Here is a 24,512-nt window from a genome sequence, read left to right as displayed (position 1 = left end):
GGTACCGCCATGAACCCTCAAACCCAGTCTCCCTTCACACCCCTGCGCGTCGGCCCGCTGACGCTCAGGAACCGCTTCATCAAAGCCGCCACCAATGAGGGCATGTCCATCGGCGGCGTTCCCAGCAAGCAGCTGGTGCGCTTCCACGAGTCGATGGCCACCGGCGGTGTCGCGATGACGACCCTGGCTTACTGCTCGGTCAGCCCGGACGGGCGAACCCTGCCGGGGCAGATCGTGCTGCAGCCCGATAGCCTGGCGCATCTGCGTGTGCTGACCGACGCGGTGCACCGGCACGGGGCCGCGGCTTCGGCGCAGATCACCCACGGTGGCTGCTTCACCTTTCTCAAGGAGCGCGCCACACCCAGGCCGCTGTCGGCCAGTGGCGGCTTCAACAAGATCGGCATGCTCAGCGGGATGTTTCGCAAGCAGGCGATGCGCGAAACCGACATGAACCGGGTCATCGGCGACTTCGTCCAGGCCGCCCGGCTCGCCCGCGAGGCGGGGTTCGATGCGGTGGAAATCCACATGGGCCATGGCTACCTGCTCAGCCAGTTCATTTCGCCGCTGTATAACAAGCGCCGCGACGGGTACGGCGGCACCCTGGAGAACCGCCTGCGCTTCCCGCGCCAGGTCCTGCGCGCGGTGCTCGATGCGGTCGGCAACGACATGGCGGTGCTGTGCAAGTACAGCATCACCGAGGGCGTCAAGGGCGGGAACCGTCCGGACGACGGCATCGCCATCGCCCGGCTGCTGGAGCGCGAGGGTACGCACATGCTGGTGCTCAGCGCGGGGATGAACGCCGAGTCGATCACGACCATGTTCGGCTCTTCGTTTCCCAAGGAGAACCGGGTGCGCCCGAGCAATCCGCTGGTGGCGGCCGCCATGGCGATCCAGCAGTTGCGCGAGCCGGTGGTGGACTTTCGCGAGCTGTATCTGCTGGAGCATTCGCGGCGGATTCGTCAGGCCGTCACGTTGCCGCTGGCCTACCTGGGCGGGGTGACCAGCCTGCAGGGAACCCGTCAGGTATTGGCCGAGGGCTTCGATGCACTGGCCCTGGGGCGGGCGCTGATCGCCGAGCCGGACCTGGTGGCCAAATTCGCCTCCGGCGCTTCGAAGCGCGGCATCTGCACGGCCTGCAACCGCTGCGTGGCGATGATGTACACCCCGGGCGGCACCAGCTGCGTGCTGGGGGCGCCGGGCGATGCGCTGCTCAACGCCCAGGCGGCGGCCTCATAGGCCGAAGCGCAACGTTCGGTCCGCCAATGAGAAAGGCCCGGCCAATAGCCGGGCCTTTCTCCATCCAGTGTGCGTTAAACCTACTGCACCCTCGGCTCGCGCGGCATGCCCAGCGCCCGTTCGGCAATGATGTTGCGCTGGATTTCGTTGCTGCCGCCATAGATGGTGTCGGCGCGGGTGAACAGGAACAGCGACTGCAGGCGCGACAGCGCATATGGCCCGCCGTCGAGGATTTCCGCCTGCGGACCCAGCACGTCCATCGCCAGCTTGCCCAGTTCGGCGTGCCAGGTGGACCAGGCCAGCTTGTAGATGGTCGCCTCCCGGCGCAGGCTGCCGTCCTGCGGGCCGGACAGCATGCGCAACGAGTTGTAGCGCAGTACCCGCAGGCCCGCCCAGGCCTGGGCCAGGCGCTGGCGGATCAGGGGGTCTGTGGCGGCACCGTTGCTTCTGGCCAGGCGGATCACCTCGTCCAGCTCGTTGTGGAACTGCATCTGCTGGCCGAGGGTCGAGACGCCCCGCTCGAAGCCCAGCAACGCCATGGCGATCTTCCAGCCGTCACCCGGTGCGCCGATCATGCAGCTCGCATCGGTCTGGGCATCGTCGAAGAACACTTCGTTGAACTCGCTGGTGCCGGTGATCTGCTGGATCGGCTGCACGCTGACGCCGGGCTGGTCCATCGGCACCAGCAGGAACGAAAGACCGTGATGGCCGCGACTTTCCGGCTCGGTACGCGCCAGCACGAAGCACCAGTCCGATTCATGTGCCAGTGAGGTCCAGACCTTCTGGCCGTTGATCAACCACTTGCCGAGCGCCTCGTCGAAGTGCGCCCGGGTCTTCACCGCCGCCAGGTCCGAGCCGGCGCCCGGTTCGGAGTAGCCCTGGCACCAGAATTCACGGCCTTCGAGGATGCCGGGCAGGAAGCGCGCGCGCTGCTCGTCGCTGCCAAAGGCCACCAGGGTCGGGCCGATCAGGCCCTCGCCGATGTGGCCCATGCGACCGGGGCCGCCGGCACGCGCATATTCCTCGTAGAAGATCACCTGCTGGCTGATCGACAGCGCGCGCCCACCGTAGGCGCTCGGCCAGCCCAGGCCGATCCAGCCACCGCGGGCCAGTTCGCGCTCCCAGGCTTTGCGCTCTTCGGGAAACATGTGTTCGTCACCCGGCCCGCCACGAAAGCGCAGCGATTCGAACGGCCCGCGCAGGTGCTCGGCCAGCCAGTCGGCGACCTCCTGGCGAAAGGCCTCGTCTTCGGCGCTGAATCCGATCTTCATGCGTAGTGCTCCAGAATCAGGTGGGCCAGGCGCTCGCGGTGCTGGGCGGGGCTGCCGAGCAGTTGTTCGCCGGCGCGAGCGCGTTTGAAGTACAGATGCGGGTCGTATTCCCAGGTAAAGCCGACCCCGCCGTGCAGCTGAATCGACTCGGCGGCGCAGTGCATGAAGGCTTCGCTGGCGTGGATCTTGGCGATGGCGCTGGCTTCGCCCAGCTCACCGGCGATCGTCCGGTCGCCAGCGGGATCGAGCACCTCACGCGCCACGCACGCCGCGTAATAGCAGGCTGAACGGGCGCTCTCGATCTCCAGCATGAGGTCGGCGCAGCGATGCTTGATGGCCTGGAAGCTGGCGATGGGGCGGCCGAACTGCTGGCGTTCACCCAGGTAGGCCAGCGTCAGGTCCAGGCACTGCTGGGCGCTGCCGGTCTGCTCGCAGGCGAGCGCAATCGCGCCCAGCTGCAGCGTGCGATCGAGCAGATTCGCGCCATCGTCGGCCGTGTGCAGACAGCCATCGGCCGGCACCTTGACGGTCTCGAAGGCGACCCGGCCCAGGCGCCGGGTCTGATCGAGCGTCGGCAGGGCCCTGCGGTCGATACCGCGCTGGTTGGCCGGTACGGCGAACAGGCCGATGGACGCGCGCTCACCTTCCGGCAGGCGGGCGGCGACGATCAGCAGATCGGCCTCGGCGCCGTCGACCACCGCCTCGCAGATGCCATCCAGACGCCAGCCGTTACCCTCGGCCACCGCCTGCACGTTCTGGTCGAGCAGATGGCCCGCCCGTGAACTGGCCGAGCAGGCGAGGGTAGCGGTCAGGCTGCCACTGGCGAGTTCGGGCAACAGGCGCGCCTGCAGCTCGGCATTGCGGCTCAGCAGCAGGGCGGGGATGGCGAGACAGGCGCTGGCGAAGAACGGCGAGCCGACCAGGCGCCGGCCCATCTGCTCCAGCAGAATGGCCTGCTCGACGAAACCGAGCCCAAGGCCGCCGTGTTCTTCCGGCACGATCAGCGCCGGCCAGCACAGCTCCCCGGCGATCTGGCACCACAGCTCGCCGCTGTAGCCGTCACGTTCCATGGCCGCGCGCACAGCGGCCGAGTCAGAGGCCTTGGCGAGAAAGCCTGCGGCGCTTTCCTGAATCATCAGTTGTTCATCGCTCAGGGCGAAATCCATCGTCGGGCTCCTAGGGGCTTCGTTGGCGGCAGCCTACGGCGGGCCCCGGGAGGCGGAATCCTCGAAACGGACTATTTGCCCTCGAAGGCCGGGCGGCGCTTGTCGAGAAACGCCTGCATGCCTTCCTTCTGATCACGTGAGGCGAACAGCAGGGCGTTGGCCTTGCGCTCCAGTGCGAGCCCGGCTTCGAGCGAGGCGTCCATGCCGGCGAGGATGACCTCCTTGATCTGTTCGGCGGCCAGCGGCGGCATGGCGGCGATGAGGCGGGCCTGCTCCAGGGCGTGCTCCTGTACCTGCTCATCGGCCACCACCTCGCTGATCAGCCCGGCGATCCAGGCTTCCTCGGCGCTGATTGGTCGGCCGGTGAGGGCCATCTGCATCGCCTTGGCCTTGCCCACCGCGCGCACCAGACGTTGGGTACCGCCGATACCGGGCATGATGCCGATGCGAATTTCCGGCTGGCTGAAGCGTGCGCTCTGGCCGGCGATGATGATGTCGGCGTGCATCGCCAGTTCGCACCCGCCGCCGTAGGCGTAGCCGCAGACGGCGGCGACCACTGGCTTGGGGCAGTGCTGTATGGGCGCCCAGACCCGTTCGGTATGGCGCTGCAGGATCTCGATGGGGCCGACGCCGGCCATGCTGGAAATATCGCCGCCGGCCGCGAATACCCGCGCGCCACCGGTCAGCAGGATGCAGCGCACCGAGGTGTCCTCTGCCAGTTCGCTGAAGTGCCGGGCCAGCAGCGCCTGCAGCTCCAGGCTCAGGGCGTTGTTGACCGCCGGACGGTTCAGGCACAGGCGGGCCACGCCATCGGCGGGGCGATCGATCAGGACGCTGGGTTGTTCGGCTTGGCTCATGCGTGCCACGCTCCTCGACCGCGGGAAGGTGCGGCAATTGTTGGGGCCTGCCATGCCCGGCTCATCGTCCGTTCAGACGACGAGCCGCCTGGGCTGGCTCAATACAGTTGGGGCCATTGCTTGAACGAGGACGCAGCGATGGATGCCCCAGGCAACCTGAATTTTTCCGACAAGACCGTATTGGTGACCGGCGGCACCAAAGGCATCGGCGCGGCGATCGCCAGCCGTTTTCTGGCGGCGGGGGCGAACGTAGTGGTCTGTGGCCGCCAGGCGCCGGAGCGCCTGCCCGAAGGCGGCGGCCGAGCGGCCGAGTTCATTCCGGCGGACGTGCGCGACTGCGATTCGCTGATAGCGCTGTTCGCGGCCATCGAAGACCGCTACGGGCGTCTGGACGTGTTGATCAACAACGCCGGGGGCAGCCCGGCCGCCGAGGCGGCGACCGCCTCGCCGAGGTTCCACGAGGGAATCATCCGGCTCAATCTCATCGCCCCGCTGAACGTCGCCCAACAGGGCAACCGGCTCATGCAGCGCCAGGCCGAGGGTGGGGTCATCCTGTTCATTGGCAGCGTTGCCGCCCTGCGCCCGTCGCCCGGCACTGCGGCATACGGTGCGGCCAAGGCCGGCGTGCTCGCTCTGGTCAGTTCGCTGGCGGTGGAGTGGGCGCCTCGGGTGCGGGTAGCGGCGATCAGCCCCGGACTGATCCGTACCGAGCAATCGCATCTGCACTATGGCGATGAGAACGGGATCCAGGCGGTGGGTCGCACCATACCGGCAGGCCGCATGGGCGAGCCGGACGACATCGCCAATGCCTGCCTTTTCGCGGCTTCGCCCATGGCGACCTATTTCAGTGGAAGCAACCTGCTGCTGCATGGCGGCGGAGAGAAACCTGCGTTTCTCGATGCCGCCAACGCCGACCAGCATTGATGTAACCCGGTGATGCCGCCGTTGGCGGCGTCCAGACAGATCCATCAGGAGGCTAACTTGGCTGATCAAGAGCTGATAGAAAAACTGCGGGCCACGGTCGGACGCGAGTACGGCCGGGTGAACGCCTGGGATGAGGTCAACGCGCCGATGATCCGCCACTGGTGCGAGGTCATGGGCATCGACAATCCGCTCTATACCGACCCGGCCGCCGCGCGAGACGCCGGTTACCCGGATGTAGTGGCGCCACCCGCCATGCTGCAGGTCTGGGGAATGGCCGGGCTGGATCTGGATAACTTTGCACCAGGCTCCACCGACGCCAACGTCTTCGAGATCCTCAAGGACATCGAAGCCTATGGCTACCCCGGCGTTGTGGCGGTGAATTCCGAGCTGAGCTTCGACCGCTACCTGCACGTCGGCGAGCGCCTGTACTACCGCAGCCGTATCGACCAGATCAGCGAAGAAAAGACGACGGCGCTGGGCACCGGGTTTTTCGTCACGGCGATCATGACCTACTTCGTCGAGCAGGATGACCGTGACGACGAGCGGGTCGGCGAACTGCTGTTCCGCGTATTCAAGTTCAAGCCCGCCGAGCGACCGAAGGCCGCCGAACCCGCCGCGGCGAAAACCGACGCGCCGAAGGCGATGCGCCCACTGCCCGGCATCAGCGACGACAGCCGCTTCTTCTGGGATGGCTGCCGCGAAGGTAAGTTGCTCATCCAGCGCTGCACGGCCTGCCGGACCCTTCAGCATCCGCCGGCGCCGGTGTGCAGCACCTGCCAGAGCTTCGAGCTGGACCATGTGCAGGCCAGCGGGCAGGGCGAGCTGTATTCGTTCGTCGTGATGCACTACCCGGAAGTTGCGCCCTTCGAGCATCCCAACCCCATCGGTCTGATCGAGCTCGACGAGGGCGTGCGCCTGGTGGCGGGGCTGGTCGGTGTTGTCCCGGACGACCTCAAGATCGGTCAGCGCCTGCAGGTGGAATTCAACACCTTCGATGGGCGGCTGACGCTCCCCCAGTTCCGGCCCGTAGCCGGCTAAGGAGGCCTCATGGATTTCTCGTTCAGTGACGAGCAGCGCGCCATCGCCGAGATGGCCAACGGGCTGTTTCGTGATTACTGCACCGATGACCGCCTGCGCGCCTGGGAACTGTCCAGCGAGCCGTTCATGGGTGAGCTGTGGCAGGCCTGCGTCGAGACCGGGCTGCACGCCCTGGCGATACCGGAGGCCAGCGGCGGCAGCGGGCTCGGCATGACCGATCTCCTCTGCCTGCTGCAGGCGCAGGGCGCGAGCCTGGCCCAGGTGCCGCTGTGGCAGCACCAGCTGGTCGCGGCCACCCTGGCCGAGTGGGGCGGGCAAGCGTATGCCGCGCTCGTCGAACAGGCCGCGCAGGGCGGCGTGCTGCTGTCGCTGTCGCTTGCAGGCCTTACGGCCGGGCGTGGCATTGGTCTGCGCCTGGCATCGCGCGACGGACAATTCGCGCTGGACGGTTCGGTCGGCGCCGTACCGCTGGCTTCGCAGGCCGGCCGCTTGCTGCTGGTGGCAGAAGGACCGGAGGGAGCGTGCCTGGTCCTGCTCGACCCGCGTGCCGAAGGTATCGAACGCGTCGACGGCGTGGCCAATCATGGCCTGGCCGTGGCCGACCTGCACTGCCGAGGCGTCCGCCTGGCCCGCGAGCAGGTGCTGCCGGCCGCCGCGCTGAGCTGGCTGGAGCAGCGCGCCATCGCGGCCACGGCCGCCCTGCAACTGGGCGTCAGCGAGGAGCAGATCCACCGCACCGTGGCCTATGTCAGCGAACGACGCCAGTTCGATCGCGCCATCGGCTCGTTCCAGGCAGTGCAGATGAGCATGGCCGATTCCTACATCGTCCTCGAGGCGCTGCGTTCGTCGCTCTACCAGCTCTGCTACCGCCTGGAGCAGAACCTGGGCAGCGATTCGGAGGCACTCGCCACGCGCTACCTGGCGTGCGAAGCCGGACACCAGATCGGCCACAAGACACAACACGTCCACGGTGGCATCGGCGTCGACCTGACCTACCCGATCCATCGCTACCTGTACTGGAGCCGCGACCTCGGCCAGAGCCTGGGCGGGCCTGCCGCCACCCTCGACCGCCTCGGACAGTGGCTTGCCAACAACGACACGCTGGGATGGAAATATGACCTCGAAGAAAACCAAGGCATTCGCTGACGTCACCCTCGGCGAGAAGCTGCCGCAGCAGCAGATCCCGATCACCGTGACCCTGATTGCCGGTGGCGCCATCGCCACCCGCGACTACGTGCCGGTGCACCACGACGTCGAAGCGGCTCGCGCGCAGGGCGCCCCCAACGTATTCATGAACATCCTCACCACCAGTGCGCTGGTGCAGGGTTTCATCGAGCAGTGGAGCGGGCCACAGGCGCGTTTCTCGGACCTGAAGATCAAGCTCGGCGCGCCCAACTACCCAGGCGATTGCATGACCTTCAGTGGCGAAGTGAGCGAGCGCGACGAGGCGGCCAAATGCGTCGTCGTCAGCCTCAAGGGCAGCAATTCCATGGGCAACCACGTGACCGGAACGGTCACCGTGGCCCTGCCGTGATCAAACCGGAGGCAGCGTTCATGACCCAATCCAATCTTTCCGGCCAGGCCGCCATCGTCGGCCTGGGTGCCACCGAATTTTCCAAGAACTCCGGGCGCACCGAGCTGCGCCTGGCCATGGAGGCGACCCTCGCCGCGCTGGAGGATGCCGGCATCGACCCCAAGGAGGTCGACGGCTTCAGCAGCTATACCCTGGACAAGGTGCCCGAATTCGAGGTCGCCAGGCTGCTCGGCTGCGAGCAGGTGCGCTTCTTCTCGCAGATCCCGCACGGCGGCGGTGCCGCCTGCGCGCCGATCATGCACGCCGCAATGGCGGTCGCCACCGGTGTGGCCAAGACGGTGGTGGTCTACCGGGCGATGAACGAGCGCTCCTGGTATCGCTTCGGCAACGGCAGCTACGGCTTCGGCAATACGCCGATCTTCGAGAACGTCAACTACGGCTGGTACATGCCCCACGGCCTGCACACTCCGGCCTCCTGGATCGGCATGTTCGCCCAGCGCTACATGCACACGTATGGCGCCACCTCCGAGGATTTCGGCCGCGTGGCCGTGGCGGCGCGCGATTTCGCCGCGACCAACCCCAATGCCTTCTTCTATGGCAAGCCGATCACCCTGGAGGAGCATCAGGCCTCGCGCTGGATCTGCGAGCCGCTGCACCTGCTGGACTGCTGCCAGGAGTCCGATGGCGCCGTGGCGATGGTCATCACCTCGGCCGAGCGCGCCCGCGACCTCAAGCAAAAGCCGGTGCTGATCAAGGGCGCCTCGCAGGGCATGGCACCCGGGCAGCAGTCGATGACCTCGTTCTACCGCGATGACATTACCGGCCTGCCGGAGATGGAAGTGGTGGCCCGCGAGCTCTATCGTCAGGCCGGTGTCGGGCCGGAGGCGATCCAGACCGCAGTGATCTACGACCACTTCACGCCATTCGTCCTGCCCCAGCTTGAGGCGTTCGGCTTTGCACCCAAGGGCGAGGCCAAGGATTTCATCCGCGCCGGCCACCATGCCCGCGGCGGCAAGCTGCCGATCAACACCCACGGCGGGCAGATCGGCGAGGCCTACATCCACGGCATGAACGGCGTGGCCGAAGGCGTGCGGCAGGTGCGCGGCAGCGCCGCCAATCAGGTCGGCAACGTCGAGCACGTGCTGGTCACCGCCGGCACCGGGGTTCCCACGAGCGGCCTGATTCTCGGCGTGGCCTGAGGAGAACGACATGTTCGTTGATCTAACCGAAGAGCAAAGGGCTCTGCGCCTGAAGGTGCGGGACTATTTCAACCAACTGATCAGCCCCGAGCTGCGCATGCGGATGCGCGGCACCGAGGGCGGCGAGGAGTATCGCCGGCTTATCCGCAAGATGGGCGCCGACGGTTGGCTGGCGGTCGGCTGGCCGAAGGAATATGGCGGGCAGGGCTATGCCGCGACCGAGCAGCTTATCTTCTTCGAGGAAGCCAATATCGCCGGTGCGCCGCTGCCGTTCGTGACCATCAGTACGGTGGGTCCGGCGCTGATGGAACACGGCACGCCCCTGCAGAAGGAGCGGTTCCTGCCGGGTATCGCAGCCGGCGAGATCCATTTCTCCATCGGCTACTCCGAACCGGGCGCCGGCACCGACCTGGCTACTCTGAAGACCCATGCGCGCCTGGAGGGCGACCACTTCGTGGTCAACGGCAACAAGCTCTGGACCTCCGGCGCCGGCAACGCGGACTTCATCTGGCTGGCCGCGCGCACCCATCCCGAGGAGCAGCGCCACAAGGGCATCTCGATCCTGATCGTCGATACGCGGGACGAAGGGTTCTCGCACACACTGATCCCGACCTGCAGCATGCCGACGACAGCCACCTACTACGACAACGTCAAGGTGCCGAAGGAGATGCTGGTGGGCGAACTGCACCGGGGCTGGCGGCTGATCACCTCCCAACTCAACCACGAGCGACTCGGCCTCGGCGCCTGGGGCGACAAGGTGGTCGGGCTGTTCCGTCGTGTCTATCTCTGGGCGCGAACGCGCGACGAGAACGGTCGGCGCGCGACCGACCAGCCCTGGGTGCGTCAGCTGCTCGCCGAGTGCTATGCGCGGACCGAAGCCATGCGCCTGATCAACTTCCGCATCGCCGCGGAGCTGGAGCAGGGGCGGATGGACGTTGCGCTGGCCTCGACCACCAAGGTCTATGGCTCGGAGTCGGTCATCGAGATCCTGCGCAAGCTGACCGAAGTGGCGGGCGCGAACGGGCTGGTGCGCCCCGGCAGCTCGGCGGCGTTCCTGCTTGGCGAGCTGGAATACGAGGTGCGCGAAGCGGTGACGCAGACCTTCGGCGGCGGGGTGAACGAGCTTCAGCGCGAACTGATCGCCCAGTTCGGCCTCGGCATGCCGCGCACGTCTCGCTGACGCTCCGGCGCCGATGCGTGCCGCCGGTGGCGCCTTGCGCGGCCACCGGCGTTTGTTGGCTTCTCCCATAACAAGACGAATTCCGATGGAGCCTGTCATGGACGTTTCTTACACTCCCGCGCGCCCCTGTCGTGTCGAGGACGTGCCCGCCTGGGACATCGACACCGATGTGGCCATCGTCGGCTTCGGTGCCGCCGGCAGCTGTGCGGCCATCGAGGCGCGCAACGCCGGCGCCGCGGTGCAGATATTCGAGGTGGCCTCGGCCGCAGGCGGCAGCGCGGCGCTGTCCGGTGGCGAGGTCTACGTCGGCGGCAACGGCGGGACGGATGTCCAGCGCGCGGCGGGCTTCCGCGACGACACCGAGGACTTCTACCGCTACCTGATGATGGCCGGTGGGCCCGCCGCCGATGCCGAGCGGGTACGCCTGTACGCCGAGCAGGCGGTCGATCACTTCGGCTGGCTGCGCGAGCAGGGCGTGCCCTTCAAGGGCACCTACCTGCCGGGCAAGTGGATCGAACCGACCACGGACGACACCTTGCTTTGGTCCGGCAACGAGAAAGCCTGGCCGTTCAGTGCCGTCGCCCAGCCGGCACCGCGCGGGCACACCGCCCAGTTCGTCGGCTGGGGCGGCGGCAAGGTCTTGATGGAAACCCTCTGCGGTCGCGCGGTCGAGCTGGGAGCCCAGGTGCACTACGGCGCCCGCGCGCTGACCCTGGTGGTCGACCGACACGGTGCGGTGTGCGGCTTGGTAGTGCGGTTGGAAGGTTCACCGCGATTTGTCCGCGCCCGCAAGGGGGTGATCCTCTGTGCCGGCGGCTTCATCGCCAACCCGGACATGGTCCGCCGCTTCGTGCCGGCGGCCGAGGCCTGCCAGCAGCAGGTCACCGCCGGCAACGACGACGGCAGCGGCATCCGGATGGGCATCGCCGTGGGCGCCGCCGCGCTCAACATGCAGGAATTCTTCGCCACCTTGCCGTTCTTTCCGCCCGAGTCCCTGGTCAAGGGCATTTTCGTCAACGCAAGGGGCCAGCGCTTTATCAATGAAGACGCCTACCACGGGCGGGTTGCCCACTATGTGCTGCGCCAGCCGGAAGGTCGCGCCTGGTTGCTGGTGGACAACGGAATCTTTGGCCGGCCGATGTTGCAGCCGGACATTCCGATCGCCGCGGTCGGCGAAAGCTGGGAGGAGGTCGAGGTCGAACTGGGTCTGCCGACTGGCGCCCTGGTGCATACCGTTGAAGCCTTCAATCGCGAGGCCAGCCAAGGGCGCGACCCCCTGCTGCACAAGGCCGGCGAATGGCTGCGGCCGTTGACCGAGCCGCCGTTCGCCGCGCTGAGCTACTGCAGCGGCGACTTCGGCGCCCACGCATTCACCCTCGGCGGGCTTGCCACCCGGCCCACCGGTGAAGTGCTGGATGCCGATGGCCATTCAATCGCCGGCCTTTATGCCGCCGGGCGCACGGCGTGCGGCCTGCCGCGCTGGGGGGAGGGCTACAGCTCGGGCCTATCGTTGGGCGATGCGACCTTCTTTGGCCGACAGGCCGGGCTCCGGGCCGCCTCGGCGTGAGCTCGTCCATCCGGACGACGCGCCGCGCGCGCCTGGGTCCTAGATTCAGTCCCATCACGCCCCGACTCACAAGGACATGCGATGAGCAGCACTATCGAGCAGTTCCGCGAAGAAACCCGGGCCTGGCTGGAAGCCAACTGCCCCGCGTCGATGCGCACCCCGATGCCCGAGGACGAACTGATCTGGGGAGGGCGCGAGATCCAGTTCAAGAGCGACGATCAGCGCCTGTGGTTCGAACGCATGCGCGACAAGGGCTGGTTCGCGCCGGATTGGCCGACCGAGTACGGCGGCGGTGGACTTGACCCCGAGCAGGCGGCCGTACTGAGCAGTGAAATGCGCCGCCTGGGTTGCCGCCCGCCGCAGATCAATCTCGGCATCTGGATGCTCGGGCCGGTGCTGCTGGAGTTTGGCAGCGAAGAGCAGAAGCGCGAACTGCTGCCGCCGATGGCGCGGGGCGAGACGCGCTGGTGCCAGGGGTTCTCCGAACCCAACGCCGGCTCCGACCTGGCCAGCCTGAGAACCAGCGCGCGCGAGGATGGCGATGACTTCGTCGTCAATGGCACCAAGATCTGGACGTCCTACGGCAACAAGTCCGACTGGATGTACGCCCTGGTGCGTACCGGCCCGCAGCAGCCCAAGCACGCCGGCATCAGCCTGCTGGTGCTGGACATGAAGTCGCCCGGCGTGACCGCCACCCCGATCGACCTGATCAGTGGCAAATCCTCGTTCTGCCAGGTGTTCTTCGACGAGGTCAGGGTGCCGAAAAGGAACCTGATCGGCCCGCTCAATGGCGGTTGGACGCTGGCCAAGGCGCTGTTGCAGCACGAGCGCAAGGCCATGTCCAAGTTCAGCGAATCGGCGCTGCCCACGCACTTCGATCTGGCGGCGCACCTGCACGAGTACCTGCCGGAGCCGGCAAGCACCGGCGAGATCGCGCTGCATCAGCGTGCGGTGGCCTGCCTGATGGACGAGCACGCCTTCCGCCTGACCAACCGCCGGATGCTCGAAGGTATGCGCGCCCGGGAGGATATGTCCGGCGTCATGGCCATTTCCAAACTGGTGCATTCCGAGCAGGAACGCGACAAGTTCGAGATTCTCCTGGACCTGATGGGGCATCGCGGGCTCGGCTTCTCGACCCAGGCCCATCGCGAACGGGAAGTGGCGATGACCGGCGCTTGGCTGGCGAGCTTTGCGCAGACCATTGCCGGGGGCTCCTCGGAGGTGCAACTGAACGTCATCGCCAAGCGTGTGCTTGGTCTGCCGGATAGCAAGTAAGGAGTCCGCCGTGAGCCTGGTATACAACGAAGAACAACGACAGCTGCTCGACAGCGCCCGCGATTTCCTCGCCGCCCGCGCCCCCGTGACCTTGCAGCGACGCCTGCGCGACGAGGGCGTCGTGCTGGGCTTCGACGAGTCCGCCTGGTGCGGCATGCTCGAGCTCGGCTGGAGCGCGGTTGCCTTTCCCGAGGAGGTTGGCGGTCTGGCCTTCGGCTTCGCCGGCTACGCCCCGATCTTCGAAGAACTGGGGCGCCACCTGAGCGCTTCGCCGCTGCTCTCGAGCATCGTGCTCTGCGGCAGCCTGATCGAGGAGTTGGGCAGCGAAAGCCAGCGCGATGCGCTGCTGCCTGCGCTGGTCGGCGGCGAGCAGCGCCTGGCGCTGGCGCTGGAAGAAAGGCACCGGCATGCGCCCGAACAGATCGCCCTGCGCGCCATTGAGGAGGCAGACGACTTCGTGCTCGCCGGTCGCAAGAGCTGGGTGATCGACGCCCGCCGGGCCGGCGCCTTTCTCACCGTCGCCCGGCTCGAGGATGGCCAGCTTGCGCTGTTCCTGGTGCCGGCCGACGCCGAGGGTCTGCATATGACGCCCATGGATCTCGTCGACTCTCGCAACCACGGCACGCTGGCATTCGACAGTGTGCGCGTTCCTGCTTCGGCCCGCCTCGGCAGCGGCGACATCCGCCAGGCCCTGGATAAGGCCCTCGACCGGGGTCGCGCGTGCCTTGCCGCCGAGCTGCTGGGCATGGCCGAGCGTGCGTTCGAGATGACCCTCGACTACCTGCGTACACGGGTGCAGTTCGATGTGCCCATCGGTTCGTTCCAGGCGCTGCAGCACCGGGCCGCACGCCTGTACGTCGATCTGCAGCTGGCGCGCAGTGCCGTCATGGCGGCATTCGAAGCCCTGGAAGACGCACGAATAGAGGCTGCGGAGCGGGCGCGACTCGCCAGCCTGGCCAAGTGGAAGATGAACGAGGCAGCCCAGCGCGTCAGCAACGAGGCGGTACAAATGCACGGTGGCATCGGGGTGACCGATGAGTACGACCTTGGCCTGTACCTCAAACGCATCCGCGTGGCGCAGGTCTGCCTGGGCGATTCGGACTTTCATGTGGAGCGCTATGGCAAGACGCTGAGTTGACCTGTGTGCTCTTGGCATGCGCGACGAACACCCTCCAAAACAACAATAAATGAAGGGCCGCGCTCGGGCTTTGTCGCCCGGCCTGTGCCTGACGACAGGGGAACTGCAGATGAAGGAGCAACTCCAGCATTGGCAACAGGCGTGGCAGCGACTCATCGCACCCGGCGCGCCGTTCGAAGTCGTTGAGTCTGACGATGGTATTCGGCACTTTCGAAACGCTCCAGCTCACCTGGTCGAGGCGGTGCAGACTGGCCGGGTGTTTTCGGAGCGACCCTTTCTGCTCTGGCAGGACCAGCAACTGAACTACGGCGAGTTCTACCAGGCCGCTGATCGTCTGACCGCGCACCTGGTGCGCACATTAGGCGTGCGGCCGGGGAAACGGGTCGCCATCGCCATGCGCAACCGGCCGGAGTGGCTGGTCGCCTTCATCGCCGCGGTGCAGGCCGGCGCGGTGCCCGTGCCCCTCAATAGCTGGGGGCTGCGCGACGAGTTGCTCAATGCGCTCGAAGATGTCGAGGCGGCGGTGCTCGTCTGCGACGGGGCGCGGCTCTCCCTCGTTGCGGATGCACTGGCGACGCAGAACGTGCAGGCATTGGTGGTGGACGCCGAGGCGGGCGAGGGGGTGCTCAGCTATGCCGAGCTGCTTCGCGAGCCGGTAGAGCCGGTCACGTTGTACAGTCCGGACCCGGATGAGCCTGCGCTGATCCTCTTCACCTCGGGCACTACGCAGCGCGCCAAGGCCGTGGTCTCGTCGCATCGGGCGGTCAGTCAGGCGCTCTACGCGCTGGAGTTCCAGGGTGCCTTTGCCGGCATGACTTCCTATGAGCGCATTCGACCGCTGCTCGAATCCGGGCTTCAACCGACGCTGCTGCTGGCGGTGCCGCTGTTTCATGTCAGCGGCCTGCACGCGATGTTTCTCAATGCCCTGCGCAGCGGCAGGCGCATGGTCATGATGTACAAGTGGGACGTTGACCAGGCACTCGAGCTCGTCGCCCGCGAACGCTGTACGCAGTTCAGCGGGGCGCCGGTGATGATGCAACAGATGCTGGCTCATCCACGCTTCGCCAGCGAGGAGACCCGCAGCCTGATAGGCCTAGGCCTGGGTGGCGGTGCGGCTTCGGCGCGCCTGCTCGATCAGTTGATTGGACTGAAGCCGGATGCACTGACTGGCGCGGGTTACGGCTTGACCGAAAGCAACGGCATCGGCGCCGCCTATGCGGGCAACCAGTTTGTGGCGCGCCCCGGTAGCGCCGGCTGGGCGTTGCCGATCGTCGATATCCGCATCGGTGAAGACCCGTGGCACGCTTTGCCGCCTGGCCAGGCCGGGCCGATCTGGCTCCGGGCGCCAACGCTGATGCAGGGCTATCGCAACCGCCGAGAGGAAACCGAGCAGGCGCTGCGTGAAGGCTGGCTGTACACCGGCGACGTCGGCCTGGTCGATGAGGACGGCTTCCTGCGCATCATCGACCGCATCAAGGATCTGATCATCCGCGGTGGCGAGAACATTTCCGCGCTGGAGATCGAGCACTGCGCCTGCAGTCATCCGGCTGTGAGCGAGGCGGCGGCCTTCGCCTTGCCCGACGAGCAGATGGGCGAATGCGTGGGGCTGGTGGCCTGCCTCCATCCAGAGGCGCACCTCGGCGAAGCGCAGTTGCGCAGCCATCTGGCCGAGCGGCTGGCGGCCTACAAGCTGCCCACGCAGCTGCTGCTGCGACGGGAGCCTTTGCCACGCAACGCCATGGGCAAATTGGTCAAGCAGGAGATCAAGCAGCTGCTGCAATCTGTGCCCGAGGCTCGCTGAAGTCGGGCGTCGCCAACCGTCGTGCGCTGGCTGACGGCCAGTGCACGAACGTGCATTTCGCGCACCCGCGGCCTTCTCCATGCTGACCAGTCGGTCAATCTGTCGACGACCTCGCGCGAGTAGTCTTTCCAGACGATGTGGCGGGCGGTGTCTCTGGAAAGAATCGGTACCAGTTCCGACAGGTAACCGATGGAGACAATAACAATGAAAAAGTCTGTAGCTCTTCTCTCACTGGCGGTGGCAGTCAAGCTAGTTTCCCAAGGAGCGTTGGCCAAGGTGAGCGAGGAAGAGGCGGCTCGGCTCGGCAATGAGCTCACCTGCACTGGCGCCGAGCGTGCCGCAAATGCTGACGGCTCCATTCCCGCCTTTACCGGCAAGTACCTCGGTGAAGTGCCTGGCTGGGACCATGTGAAGCACTCGGGCGGCAAGCCGGTTGACCCGTACCCCAACGAAAAGCCGATCCTGGTGATCACGGCGCAGAACGTCGAAGAGCACGCCAAGCACCTGACCGAGGGGCAGAAGGCGATGTTCCGCAAGTACCCGGATACCTTCCGCATGGACATCCACCCGGGACATCGCGATTACCGCTACCCGGATTACGTGTGCGAGCGGGCCAAGTGGAACGCGCTGAACGCCGAGGTGGTGAATGACGGCATGGGCGTGGAGGGCATCGGCCAGGTGATGTTCCCGATTCCGAAGAATGGCTACGAACTGCTGTGGAACCATCAACTGCCGGCCCGGGCCTGGACCGAGGATGCCGTACGCGACCTGGCCTCCGTGATGCCCGACGGTAACATTGGCTGGGGGCGCACGCACATGAAGGGACTTTCGCCGGCCAACCACCCGACCGAGACGCCATATACCAAGACCGGCGTCCAGGCATACTCCTACAACTACACCATGCTGCCGACCCGCGACCGCGGCACCGCGATCGCCGCGCATGAGCCCTACAACTTCACCACCAGCACGCGCACGGCATGGTCCTACAATCCGGGCACCCGCCGCGTAAGGCAATCGCCCGGCTACGGCTACGACCAGCCAATGGCCGGCAGCAACGGCACCATGATCGTGGACGAGGACCGTCTGTTCAACGGCGGGCCGGAGCGCTTCGAATGGAAGATGCTTGGCAAGCGTGAGATCTACATTCCCGCCAACGCCTACAAGATCAACAGCGCCGACACCAAGTACGCCGACCTGCTGACCCCCCATCACCCCAACCCGGATTTCCAGCGCTACGAGCTGCGTCGGGTCTGGGTGCTGGAAGCGACCCTGAAGGAGGGATACCGCCACGTCTACGGCAAGCGCGTGATGTTCATCGACGAGGACACCTGGCACGGCGTGCTGGCCGACCACTACGACACCCGCGGGCAGCTGTGGAAGTACGCCTCGACCAGTTACTACTACCACCCGGACATGAGTGCCTGGCAATCCGGCGCGGCCTTCTATCACGACCTGAGCACCGGGCAGTACCTCGCCTATGCGCTCACCAACGAGTCGCACAAGGGACCAATCCTCAACGAAGGCAAGTTCACGCCCAACATGTACACGCCGGACGCCCTGCGCGCGGCCGGTCGCTGAGCAGTGAACTGAAGGAAAAGCCGGCGCCTGGGCGCCGGCTTTTTTATGTGTGGCGGACTGGTTGCCGAACGCGGCCTCGGAGCTCCAGCGTGCTAAACCACCGGCGTTAACACAGGCTGTCCGGAAAAGTGAGCGGCCAGATTGTCAAAGACCAAGTCCGCCATAGCCCGAACGGTCGCCTCCGTAGTGCTCGCCATGTGCGGGCTCAGCACCACATTGGGTAGCTCCAGCAGTGCCGCGGGTACCCTGGGTTCATCACGAAACACATCAAGGCCCGCAGCGAGAATCTTGCCTTCGCGCAGCGCGCGCACGAGCGCCTCCTCGTCGACGATGGTGCCGCGAGCAATGTTGACAAGTACGCCTGTAGGGCCGAGTGCATCTAGCACGGCACCATTGACCATGGCCTGAGTGGCAGGCCCGCCCGTTGCGCAGATCACCAGAAAATCCACGTCTGCGGCCAAACCCTGAACGTCGCTGTACCAGCGGTAGGGCACGCCGGTTTTTTGCGTGCGTCCGGTGTAGGCGATGCTCATGCCGAACGCCTCGGCCCGCACGGCTAATGCACTGCCGATTCGACCTAAGCCGACAATCCCCATTCGTCCGCCGGATACTCTTCTCGTCGTGGGATAGCGGCTGGACGTCCACCCGCCCTGACGAACAAATCGGTCGGCGGAAAGCAGCTGACGTGTAGCGCATAGCAACAACGCCATGGCGAAATCCGCGATGTCTTCGGTAGACAGGCCAGGGGTATGGGTGACGCGCACGTTATAGTCGTGAGCCGCGCCAAGGTCGATCCCGTCGTAGCCGACACCCAGCACCGCGATGATTTCAAGCGCTGGCCATCGAGCGATCTCCTCGCGCGTCAGGATCGATTCGCCGGTTGCGATGATGCCGCGGACGACCGGAGCCAGCGCTATGGCGCTTTGTTCGTCCAGTTGCGATTGTTCGTGGCAGTCGAAATGTGCCGCCAGACGATCATTCAAACTGGCCGGTAACGGTGACAGCAGCAATAGAGTTGGCTTCATGATGTAGGAGATTCCAGAAGGCGGAAATGCCAGCGGCCATGGCGGTGTTGGCGCCATGGCCGCTGTTAACGAAGATGGCCGTTTACTCGAGTACGCTGGGATCGCGCCGGATTTCCTCGCGGGCCATCGCTTCCCATAGGAAGGGAAAGCCATTCGAGTCCGTGCGTTCACCGGTCGCGCGGGCAACGTTGATCGGCAGCGGCGAGCCGCCGCCTAGCGATTCAACCCGCCAGGCCAGTCGGCTGCGCCATTCCAGGGTGATTGCGCGCAAGTGCGCTTGACGCACCCCGTTGGCAACGACCAGCACGCCGTGGTTGGCCAGCATGGCCCATTTTTGAGTGCCCAGGGCCTCCACGCAGGCGCGCCCCAGGTCGAGGTCTTCGACGGTGCCGCGGTACTCGTCATAGAGCACCGGATCCGTATCGACCAGGGCTGAGGTCTGGTCGTAGATAGGCGGGACGCGCCCGACTGCCGACCAGACCGAACCCCACTGGGGGTGATTGTGGATCACCACGTTCACATCGTGCCGAGCAGCATGTAGATCGATATGCAGGTTTATGGCTGGGGTGATGTTCCATTCCCCCTCGATCACCTTGCCTTTTGGGTCGAGCCGTACGATGTCTGAAGCAGTCACCTCGCCCCAGGTGAGTTCCCAAGGGTTGGCAAGGTAACTGCCGTCACCCTGGCGAAGGGTTATGTGGCCTGCGATATGGTCGTTGTAACCCTCGCGATACAACACCCGGCACAGCAACGCGACCGTTTGACGTGGCGTCAACTCGGGCAAGAGCGCATGCCGACCAGGCTTGGGCGTGTAGCGAGCCAGCAACTCGCGATTAAGCGAATCGTTCAACATGGGTATACCTCGTTAGGGCGCCCCGAGACGGGGGCGATCAATCAGCGAACCAGGCTGCGGTCGAAGACCGAGGCGCGGTGCATGCGGCGCTGGTGGGGTTGGTAATCGAGGATGGCGTTGTGAATCACACTGCGGTTATCCCAGATCACCATGTCACCGACCGCCCAGCGATGGCGGAAGCCGAAGTGGACCTGCTGGCAGTGAGCGTGTAGGTAAGCAAGGACCGCATCGCTTTCCGGGACTGCCAGGCCTTCGATGTGGGTTGTGTAGGTCGGGCTCAGATACAGTGCCTTGCGGCCTGAAACCGGATGCGTGGTGACGAGCGGGTGCAGATGCCGTCGTTTGGTGTTGATCACCTCAAGGTAGCGCTCGTAACTGACTACGTTCTGGCGCAGTGCGGCGGTCATCGGACCGTTCATGTCGTGCCAGGCGCTCAGGCCGTCAAGATAGCGCTTCATGCGCTCTGACAGTGCGTCGTACGCAGAGGTCATGCTGATCCAGCAGGTGTCGCCGCCACAGGGTGGCAGTATTTGTGCGTGTGTCATGGTCACGATAGGCGGGCTTGGCAGAAAGCTCTCATCGTGGTGCCACATGTCGGCGCGGTCGCCCAACTTTGAGTCGATCACGGTTATCTGCTCGAAGCCTTCGCCCAGGTTTGGATAGAAGGTGTGAACTTCGGGTTCGCCAAAGTGTTGAGCAATCGCAAGCTGTTGTGCCGGTCGAAGATCAGGAACGTGCAGCACAAGTGCTTCGTGTTTGACCAGTGCCGCCTCGAGCGCGATCAGCGTTTCCTTTGATTGAATCGCGGCAGGATCAAGATCTAGAACTTCGGCGCCAAGGTTGGGGCCCAGTGGCTGGATTGTTAAGGTGGATGGCATACGATCTCCCGTTTAATTGGTGCTTTTTGTAATGCAGTCAATCGCGCGTTTACCGGCATTGCCTGGTTGACGGTGAAGATCATAGAAGGGTTGATGCAGTCGATACACTCGTGTTCCGTTGGTGCTTTGCCAGCTAGCAAGCCTTTGATTTTTGTGCGATAAAAATGCCTGCTCTTTTTGAGTTCAGGCCGACCCTCGGATTTTTATGAATAAAAAAGACAACGATCCGTCAATCGATACTGGGCCAATGCCCTCGCAGCTGCCCGCGCTGCGTAAGCGGCCGGCGCAATCTCGTTCTCGTGCACTGGTTAGTGCCGTAGAGCAGGCCTGCCTAAAAATCCTGGATGAGGGTGGTGAGGAAACCCTAACTATTTCTCGGATTTCGGAAGTTTCGGGAGTTGCTGTCGGATCTATCTATCAGTACTTTCCAAACAAGGACGCTATTATTACGCTGCTGTACGAACGTGTTCTTGATGAAGAGTCGGAACAGTTGCTGGGCATGCGTGAGCGCTTGGTGGGTTTGTCGCTTGAATCGGCGCTTCGGAAGATTTTCGCGAACATTATTCGAGTTGAAACGCGACTATTCAAATTGAACAAGGCGTTTCACTTGCGTTATCACTCAGCGCTTCATCTCGGGATGTGGCGCGGGCCATATCACACGAAACGGGAGTTCATCGAGGCGACGTGGTTGCCGCTGTTGAAAATGTACGAGCATGAGATCACTGCAGCGGATCTTCCGCTGGCGGCGTATCTGCTTGGACAGGGGATGCGCGGCGTGATCCTGTCCGTGCTGGAGGACACTCCGCAGCAGCTGGAGAACCCGGCGTTGGTTGACAGCCTTGTCGCTATGGCGGTGGGTTGTCTTCGGCCTTCGGCAACGGGCTAGCCATCGATCGACCTTTTGGGTTGTCAGCGCCAACAACTCAGGAAAGGCCCCGGCGTTGCACGGGGCCTCAGATAAACGGACAGAACCCCGGTTACACCCTCAGCGCGACCTCCGCCGCGCTATGTATCGCCCCGTCGATATAGCCGAGTTCGCCGCAGTCGCCGATCCGTTGTACCGATAGGCCGGCAGCTGCGAGCTGGGTTGCGAGGCTGTCGTCGGGTTCGGCGCCCATGGCCATGACAACGGAATTGGCCGGCAGGCGCTGGCTGTCGCCGTTGCTGTCTCGGTAGTCGACGCCACTGTCGTCGATGCGCGTGACGCTGACATCGGCCATGAGCGGCACCTGATGGCTGCGCAGGTTGTCGAGCACGCGCCAGCGTCGGACGATGGCCAGTTCACGGCCAAGGCGCGAGCCGGGTTCCAGCACGGCGACCTGGCGTCCGCGCTCGATCAGGAACTCGGCGAGTTCCAGGCCGACCAGCCCGCCGCCAATGATGACGATACGCTTGCCCAGCGGCATCCACAGGCGCGACAACGCCTGGATGGCTTCGGTGCTGTTGGTCGCGCCGGTGAGGCTGCCGGCTTTCATCAGGGTGCGCTGGGTCAGCGACAGTTTCTGCTTGGCGATCTCTTCGGCGCGGTCGCCGGTCATCAGCCTGCGCAGCTCGTCACCACTCCAGACGTGCTTGAGGTCGGCACCGGGAATGGCCGGGGCGGATCGGCGGGCGCCGCTGGCGACGAGCACTTCGTCGACCTCCAGGTCGTGCAGAAGCCCGGGGGTAGCAGTCGTGCCAAGACGCACATCGATGGGCAGGCTGCGTACTTGATGCACCAGGTTGTCCAGCAGGCGGCCGTTCTCGTGGTAGGCGAGGGCGGCAAAGAACAGCGTGCCACCGAGCCGCTCGCTGCGCTCCAACAGGGTGACCTTGTGCCCGCGCAGACTGGCGATCCGCGCGGCTTCGAGACCCGCCGGGCCACCACCGACCACGGCGATATGCCGCGGCTGCGCGGCGGGCATGATGACGGCTTCGTGCTCGTGGCCGGTGAAGGCATTGACGGCGCATCTGACCCGCCGGTTGATGAAGATCTGGCTGACGCAGGTGTAGCAGTAGATGCACGGGCGAATGCTGTCGGGGTCGCCGGCGGCCAGCTTGTTCGGCAGTTCCGGGTCGGCCAGCAGCTTGCGCGCCATGGCGACGAACTCGCACTTGCCGTCGGCAATGGCGCGATCGGCGACGTCAGGTTCCAGGCGGCCGACGGCGATCACCGGCACGTCCACTGCCTTGCGCACTTCGGCGGCCCACTCCAGATAGGCGGCCGGTTTGTGCACCAGCGGCGCGTCGGTGAAGGCGGTGCCGGTGGTGACCTGCGCATAGGCGGACACCGACACGGCGTCGGCGCCGGCGCGCTCGGCCATGCGCGCGACCTTGCAGGTTTCCTCAAGGGTGATGCCGCCCGGCGTGTGCAGCTCGTAGGCGTCGAGGCGCAGCCAGACGCCGAAGTCATTGCCCACGCGCCGCCGGGTTTCGGCCAGTACCTCGCGCAGCAGGCGGCTGCGGTTTTCCAGGCTGCCGCCGTATTCGTCATCGCGCCGGTTGTGATAAGGCGAGAGGAAGCCGGCGATGATGTAGTTATGCGCCGCGTGAATCTCTACCCCGTCGAACCCGGCCTGCTGTGCGCGCACCGCGGCGGCGGCGAACCACTCGACCATCTGGGCGATGTCATCGCGGTCCATCACGCGGATGCGCGGGCCCGAGCCGATGCCACGGGAGGAGCTGACGAAGTTTTCAAGTTCCTCCGGCGTCAGCGCCGCCATGATGTCGCTGTTCACCCGGCTGGGCATCGAGGGCACCCAGAGTTCGCGCCCGGCGGCCATGTCGCGCACCGAGACCTTGCCGGCGTGCTGCAGCTGCATGGCGATCTTCGCGCCATGTTTGTGGACGCGCTTGGCCAACTGGGCGAGGCCAGGGATGAAATCGTCGCGCGAGACGCCGACCTGCCAGGGCTCGGCGGTGCCGGCCGGGTAGGCCACAGCGCACACGCCCATGATCAGCAGGCCGGCGCCACCGGCGGCGCGGGCTTCGTAGTAGGCCTGGATGCGCTCGCCGCAATGGCCGGTTTCCTCGGCGAAGTTCGACCCCATGGGCGCCATGACGATGCGGTTGCGCAGCGCGAGTGTGCCCAGCCGGCCAGGGGAGAGCAGGTGCGAATAGTCGGTCATGTGTGGCTCCTTGCGGTGGGCTGGCGACAGCTGTCCGTCCTCAGTCTTCCTGCAGGAATTCGAGGCACTGGCGGTTGAACAGATCGGGATGCTCGACCTGCACCCAGTGGCCGCACCGGTTGAGCAGCGTGAAGCGGGCGTTGCGCGCGTGCTGCAGGATCTTGAACACGCCGCTCGGCGGGTTGAACAGGTCGTTGCTGCCCCAGAAGCCGAAGATCGGACAGGTCAGTTCGCCAAGGCGTTCGGTCATGTTCGGCACCATCATGGTGGTGAACAGGTTGGCCGGCTGGGTCACGGCCACGGCGACGCGTTCGGCCAGTATCGACTCGGGCAGATTGGCGGGGACGAAGACCTGCAGCTCCATCACGTGGCGCATCTGCTCGATGCCCATCGGCCCGGCGGCGTAGGTCTCGACCATGCGCTGGATGCCCTGCATCTGGAAGTAGGTCTCGCGCTCCTCGACGCCGCCCGGCGCCATGAGAATCAGCTTCTCGACCCGCTGCGGGTGGGCCAGGGCGGTACCCAGCGCAATGGCGCCTCCGAGCGAGTTGCCGAGCAGGGTGCAGCGCTCGATGTCCAGCGCCTCGAGCAGGGCATGCAAGTGACGAACGAAAAAGTCGAGGTTGTACTGGGCGTCGGCGGGCTTGTCGGAGCGCCCGAAGCCGGGCAGGTCGACGATGATGTTGCGGTAACCGGCTCGCTCGAAGACCGGGTAGTTGCCTTTGAAATTGCTGTAGCCGCTGGCTCCCGGGCCGCTGCCGTGCAACCAGACTACGATCGGGCCCTCGCCAACATCCAGATAGTGCAGGGTCAGGCCGGTGGAGAGGGTGACGTGCTTGCCGGTCGGCAGGGGCAGGTCGTGGCTTTGCTCGATCATCGGAAAGG

21 protein-coding genes are annotated in these 24,512 nt (G+C 65.4%); 13 read left to right on the top strand and 8 right to left on the bottom strand.

Annotated elements, in window-relative coordinates:
• The first annotated feature begins 9 nt into the window (after positions 1-9).
• Positions 10-1,236, top strand: coding sequence for an NADH:flavin oxidoreductase (locus tag PT85_RS13630; RefSeq protein ID WP_039606942.1), 1,227 nt, complete (start codon positions 10-12; stop codon positions 1,234-1,236).
• Between the two features lie 80 nt (positions 1,237-1,316).
• Here PT85_RS13630 and PT85_RS13625 read toward each other — a convergent pair whose 3' ends face one another.
• From PT85_RS13625 to PT85_RS13615, 3 genes are all read right to left on the bottom strand, one after another.
• Complete coding sequence (locus PT85_RS13625) at positions 1,317-2,507, bottom strand: acyl-CoA dehydrogenase family protein (RefSeq protein WP_039606941.1); 1,191 nt, start codon at positions 2,505-2,507, stop codon at positions 1,317-1,319.
• Complete coding sequence (locus tag PT85_RS13620; protein WP_039606940.1) at positions 2,504-3,673, bottom strand: acyl-CoA dehydrogenase family protein; 1,170 nt, start codon at positions 3,671-3,673, stop codon at positions 2,504-2,506. Before PT85_RS13620 ends, PT85_RS13625 begins: the two co-directional genes overlap by 4 nt.
• 71 nt (positions 3,674-3,744) lie before the next feature.
• Positions 3,745-4,530 carry an enoyl-CoA hydratase gene (locus tag PT85_RS13615; RefSeq protein WP_039606939.1) on the bottom strand — a complete coding sequence of 262 codons (786 nt, stop codon included), beginning with the start codon at positions 4,528-4,530 and terminating at the stop codon, positions 3,745-3,747.
• Between the two features lie 138 nt (positions 4,531-4,668).
• Here PT85_RS13615 and PT85_RS13610 point away from each other — a divergent pair, with 138 nt between their 5' ends.
• The 11 genes from PT85_RS13610 to PT85_RS13560 all read left to right on the top strand — a co-directional run bounded on the left by PT85_RS13610 (position 4,669) and on the right by PT85_RS13560 (position 17,764).
• Positions 4,669-5,454, top strand: a complete 786-nt coding sequence (locus tag PT85_RS13610) for an SDR family oxidoreductase (RefSeq protein ID WP_039606938.1) — start codon at positions 4,669-4,671, stop codon at positions 5,452-5,454.
• A gap of 57 nt (positions 5,455-5,511) precedes the next feature.
• The gene (locus PT85_RS13605) at positions 5,512-6,492 is read left to right on the top strand and encodes a bifunctional MaoC family dehydratase N-terminal/OB-fold nucleic acid binding domain-containing protein (protein WP_039606937.1); all 981 of its coding nucleotides are present in this window, start codon (positions 5,512-5,514) and stop codon (positions 6,490-6,492) included.
• Positions 6,493-6,501: 9 nt separating this feature from the next.
• Complete coding sequence (locus tag PT85_RS13600; RefSeq protein WP_039606936.1) at positions 6,502-7,638, top strand: acyl-CoA dehydrogenase family protein; 1,137 nt, start codon at positions 6,502-6,504, stop codon at positions 7,636-7,638.
• Positions 7,607-8,026 carry a MaoC family dehydratase gene (locus PT85_RS13595; protein WP_039606935.1) on the top strand — a complete coding sequence of 140 codons (420 nt, stop codon included), beginning with the start codon at positions 7,607-7,609 and terminating at the stop codon, positions 8,024-8,026. Before PT85_RS13600 ends, PT85_RS13595 begins: the two co-directional genes overlap by 32 nt.
• Before the next feature lie 20 nt (positions 8,027-8,046).
• Entirely contained in the window at positions 8,047-9,225 is a 1,179-nt protein-coding gene (locus PT85_RS13590) for a lipid-transfer protein (RefSeq protein ID WP_039606934.1), read from the top strand.
• Between the two features lie 10 nt (positions 9,226-9,235).
• On the top strand, positions 9,236-10,405 hold the full coding sequence (locus PT85_RS13585; protein ID WP_039606933.1) for an acyl-CoA dehydrogenase family protein: 1,170 nt from the start codon (positions 9,236-9,238) through the stop codon (positions 10,403-10,405).
• 97 nt (positions 10,406-10,502) lie between these two features.
• Positions 10,503-11,972, top strand: coding sequence for an FAD-dependent oxidoreductase (locus PT85_RS13580; protein ID WP_039606932.1), 1,470 nt, complete (start codon positions 10,503-10,505; stop codon positions 11,970-11,972).
• An 81-nt stretch (positions 11,973-12,053) separates the two neighbouring features.
• Entirely contained in the window at positions 12,054-13,247 is a 1,194-nt protein-coding gene (locus tag PT85_RS13575) for an acyl-CoA dehydrogenase family protein (RefSeq protein WP_039606931.1), read from the top strand.
• 10 nt (positions 13,248-13,257) lie between these two features.
• The gene (locus PT85_RS13570) at positions 13,258-14,385 is read left to right on the top strand and encodes an acyl-CoA dehydrogenase family protein (RefSeq protein WP_039606930.1); all 1,128 of its coding nucleotides are present in this window, start codon (positions 13,258-13,260) and stop codon (positions 14,383-14,385) included.
• Positions 14,386-14,494: 109 nt separating this feature from the next.
• Entirely contained in the window at positions 14,495-16,186 is a 1,692-nt protein-coding gene (locus tag PT85_RS13565) for a class I adenylate-forming enzyme family protein (protein ID WP_039606929.1), read from the top strand.
• A gap of 204 nt (positions 16,187-16,390) precedes the next feature.
• Entirely contained in the window at positions 16,391-17,764 is a 1,374-nt protein-coding gene (locus PT85_RS13560) for a DUF1329 domain-containing protein (protein ID WP_039606928.1), read from the top strand.
• Between the two features lie 92 nt (positions 17,765-17,856).
• Here the strand turns inward: PT85_RS13560 and PT85_RS13555 are convergent, their stop codons facing one another.
• From PT85_RS13555 to PT85_RS13545, 3 genes are all read right to left on the bottom strand, one after another.
• A complete protein-coding gene (locus PT85_RS13555; RefSeq protein WP_039606927.1) occupies positions 17,857-18,789 on the bottom strand; it encodes a 2-hydroxyacid dehydrogenase in 933 nt (310 codons plus the stop codon).
• Positions 18,790-18,871: 82 nt separating this feature from the next.
• Complete coding sequence (locus PT85_RS13550) at positions 18,872-19,642, bottom strand: class II aldolase/adducin family protein (protein ID WP_039606926.1); 771 nt, start codon at positions 19,640-19,642, stop codon at positions 18,872-18,874.
• A 41-nt stretch (positions 19,643-19,683) separates the two neighbouring features.
• Entirely contained in the window at positions 19,684-20,520 is an 837-nt protein-coding gene (locus PT85_RS13545) for a TauD/TfdA dioxygenase family protein (protein WP_039606925.1), read from the bottom strand.
• Positions 20,521-20,725: 205 nt separating this feature from the next.
• Between PT85_RS13545 and PT85_RS13540 the strand changes: the two genes are divergently transcribed.
• Positions 20,726-21,406 carry a TetR/AcrR family transcriptional regulator gene (locus PT85_RS13540; protein WP_039606924.1) on the top strand — a complete coding sequence of 227 codons (681 nt, stop codon included), beginning with the start codon at positions 20,726-20,728 and terminating at the stop codon, positions 21,404-21,406.
• A gap of 91 nt (positions 21,407-21,497) precedes the next feature.
• On the opposite strand, the gene PT85_RS13535 is transcribed toward PT85_RS13540, so the two are convergent.
• Together PT85_RS13535 and PT85_RS13530 are read right to left on the bottom strand one after the other, a co-directional pair.
• The gene (locus tag PT85_RS13535) at positions 21,498-23,627 is read right to left on the bottom strand and encodes an oxidoreductase (protein ID WP_039606923.1); all 2,130 of its coding nucleotides are present in this window, start codon (positions 23,625-23,627) and stop codon (positions 21,498-21,500) included.
• A gap of 40 nt (positions 23,628-23,667) precedes the next feature.
• A complete protein-coding gene (locus tag PT85_RS13530; RefSeq protein ID WP_039606922.1) occupies positions 23,668-24,504 on the bottom strand; it encodes an alpha/beta fold hydrolase in 837 nt (278 codons plus the stop codon).
• Positions 24,505-24,512 lie beyond the last annotated feature (8 nt).

It is taken from the genome of Pseudomonas flexibilis (assembly GCF_000806415.1).
GTDB classification, from domain to species: Bacteria; Pseudomonadota; Gammaproteobacteria; order Pseudomonadales; family Pseudomonadaceae; genus Serpens; species Serpens flexibilis.
Note: the sequence above shows the minus strand (reverse complement) of the source record. Positions and strands in the feature narration are given on the sequence as shown.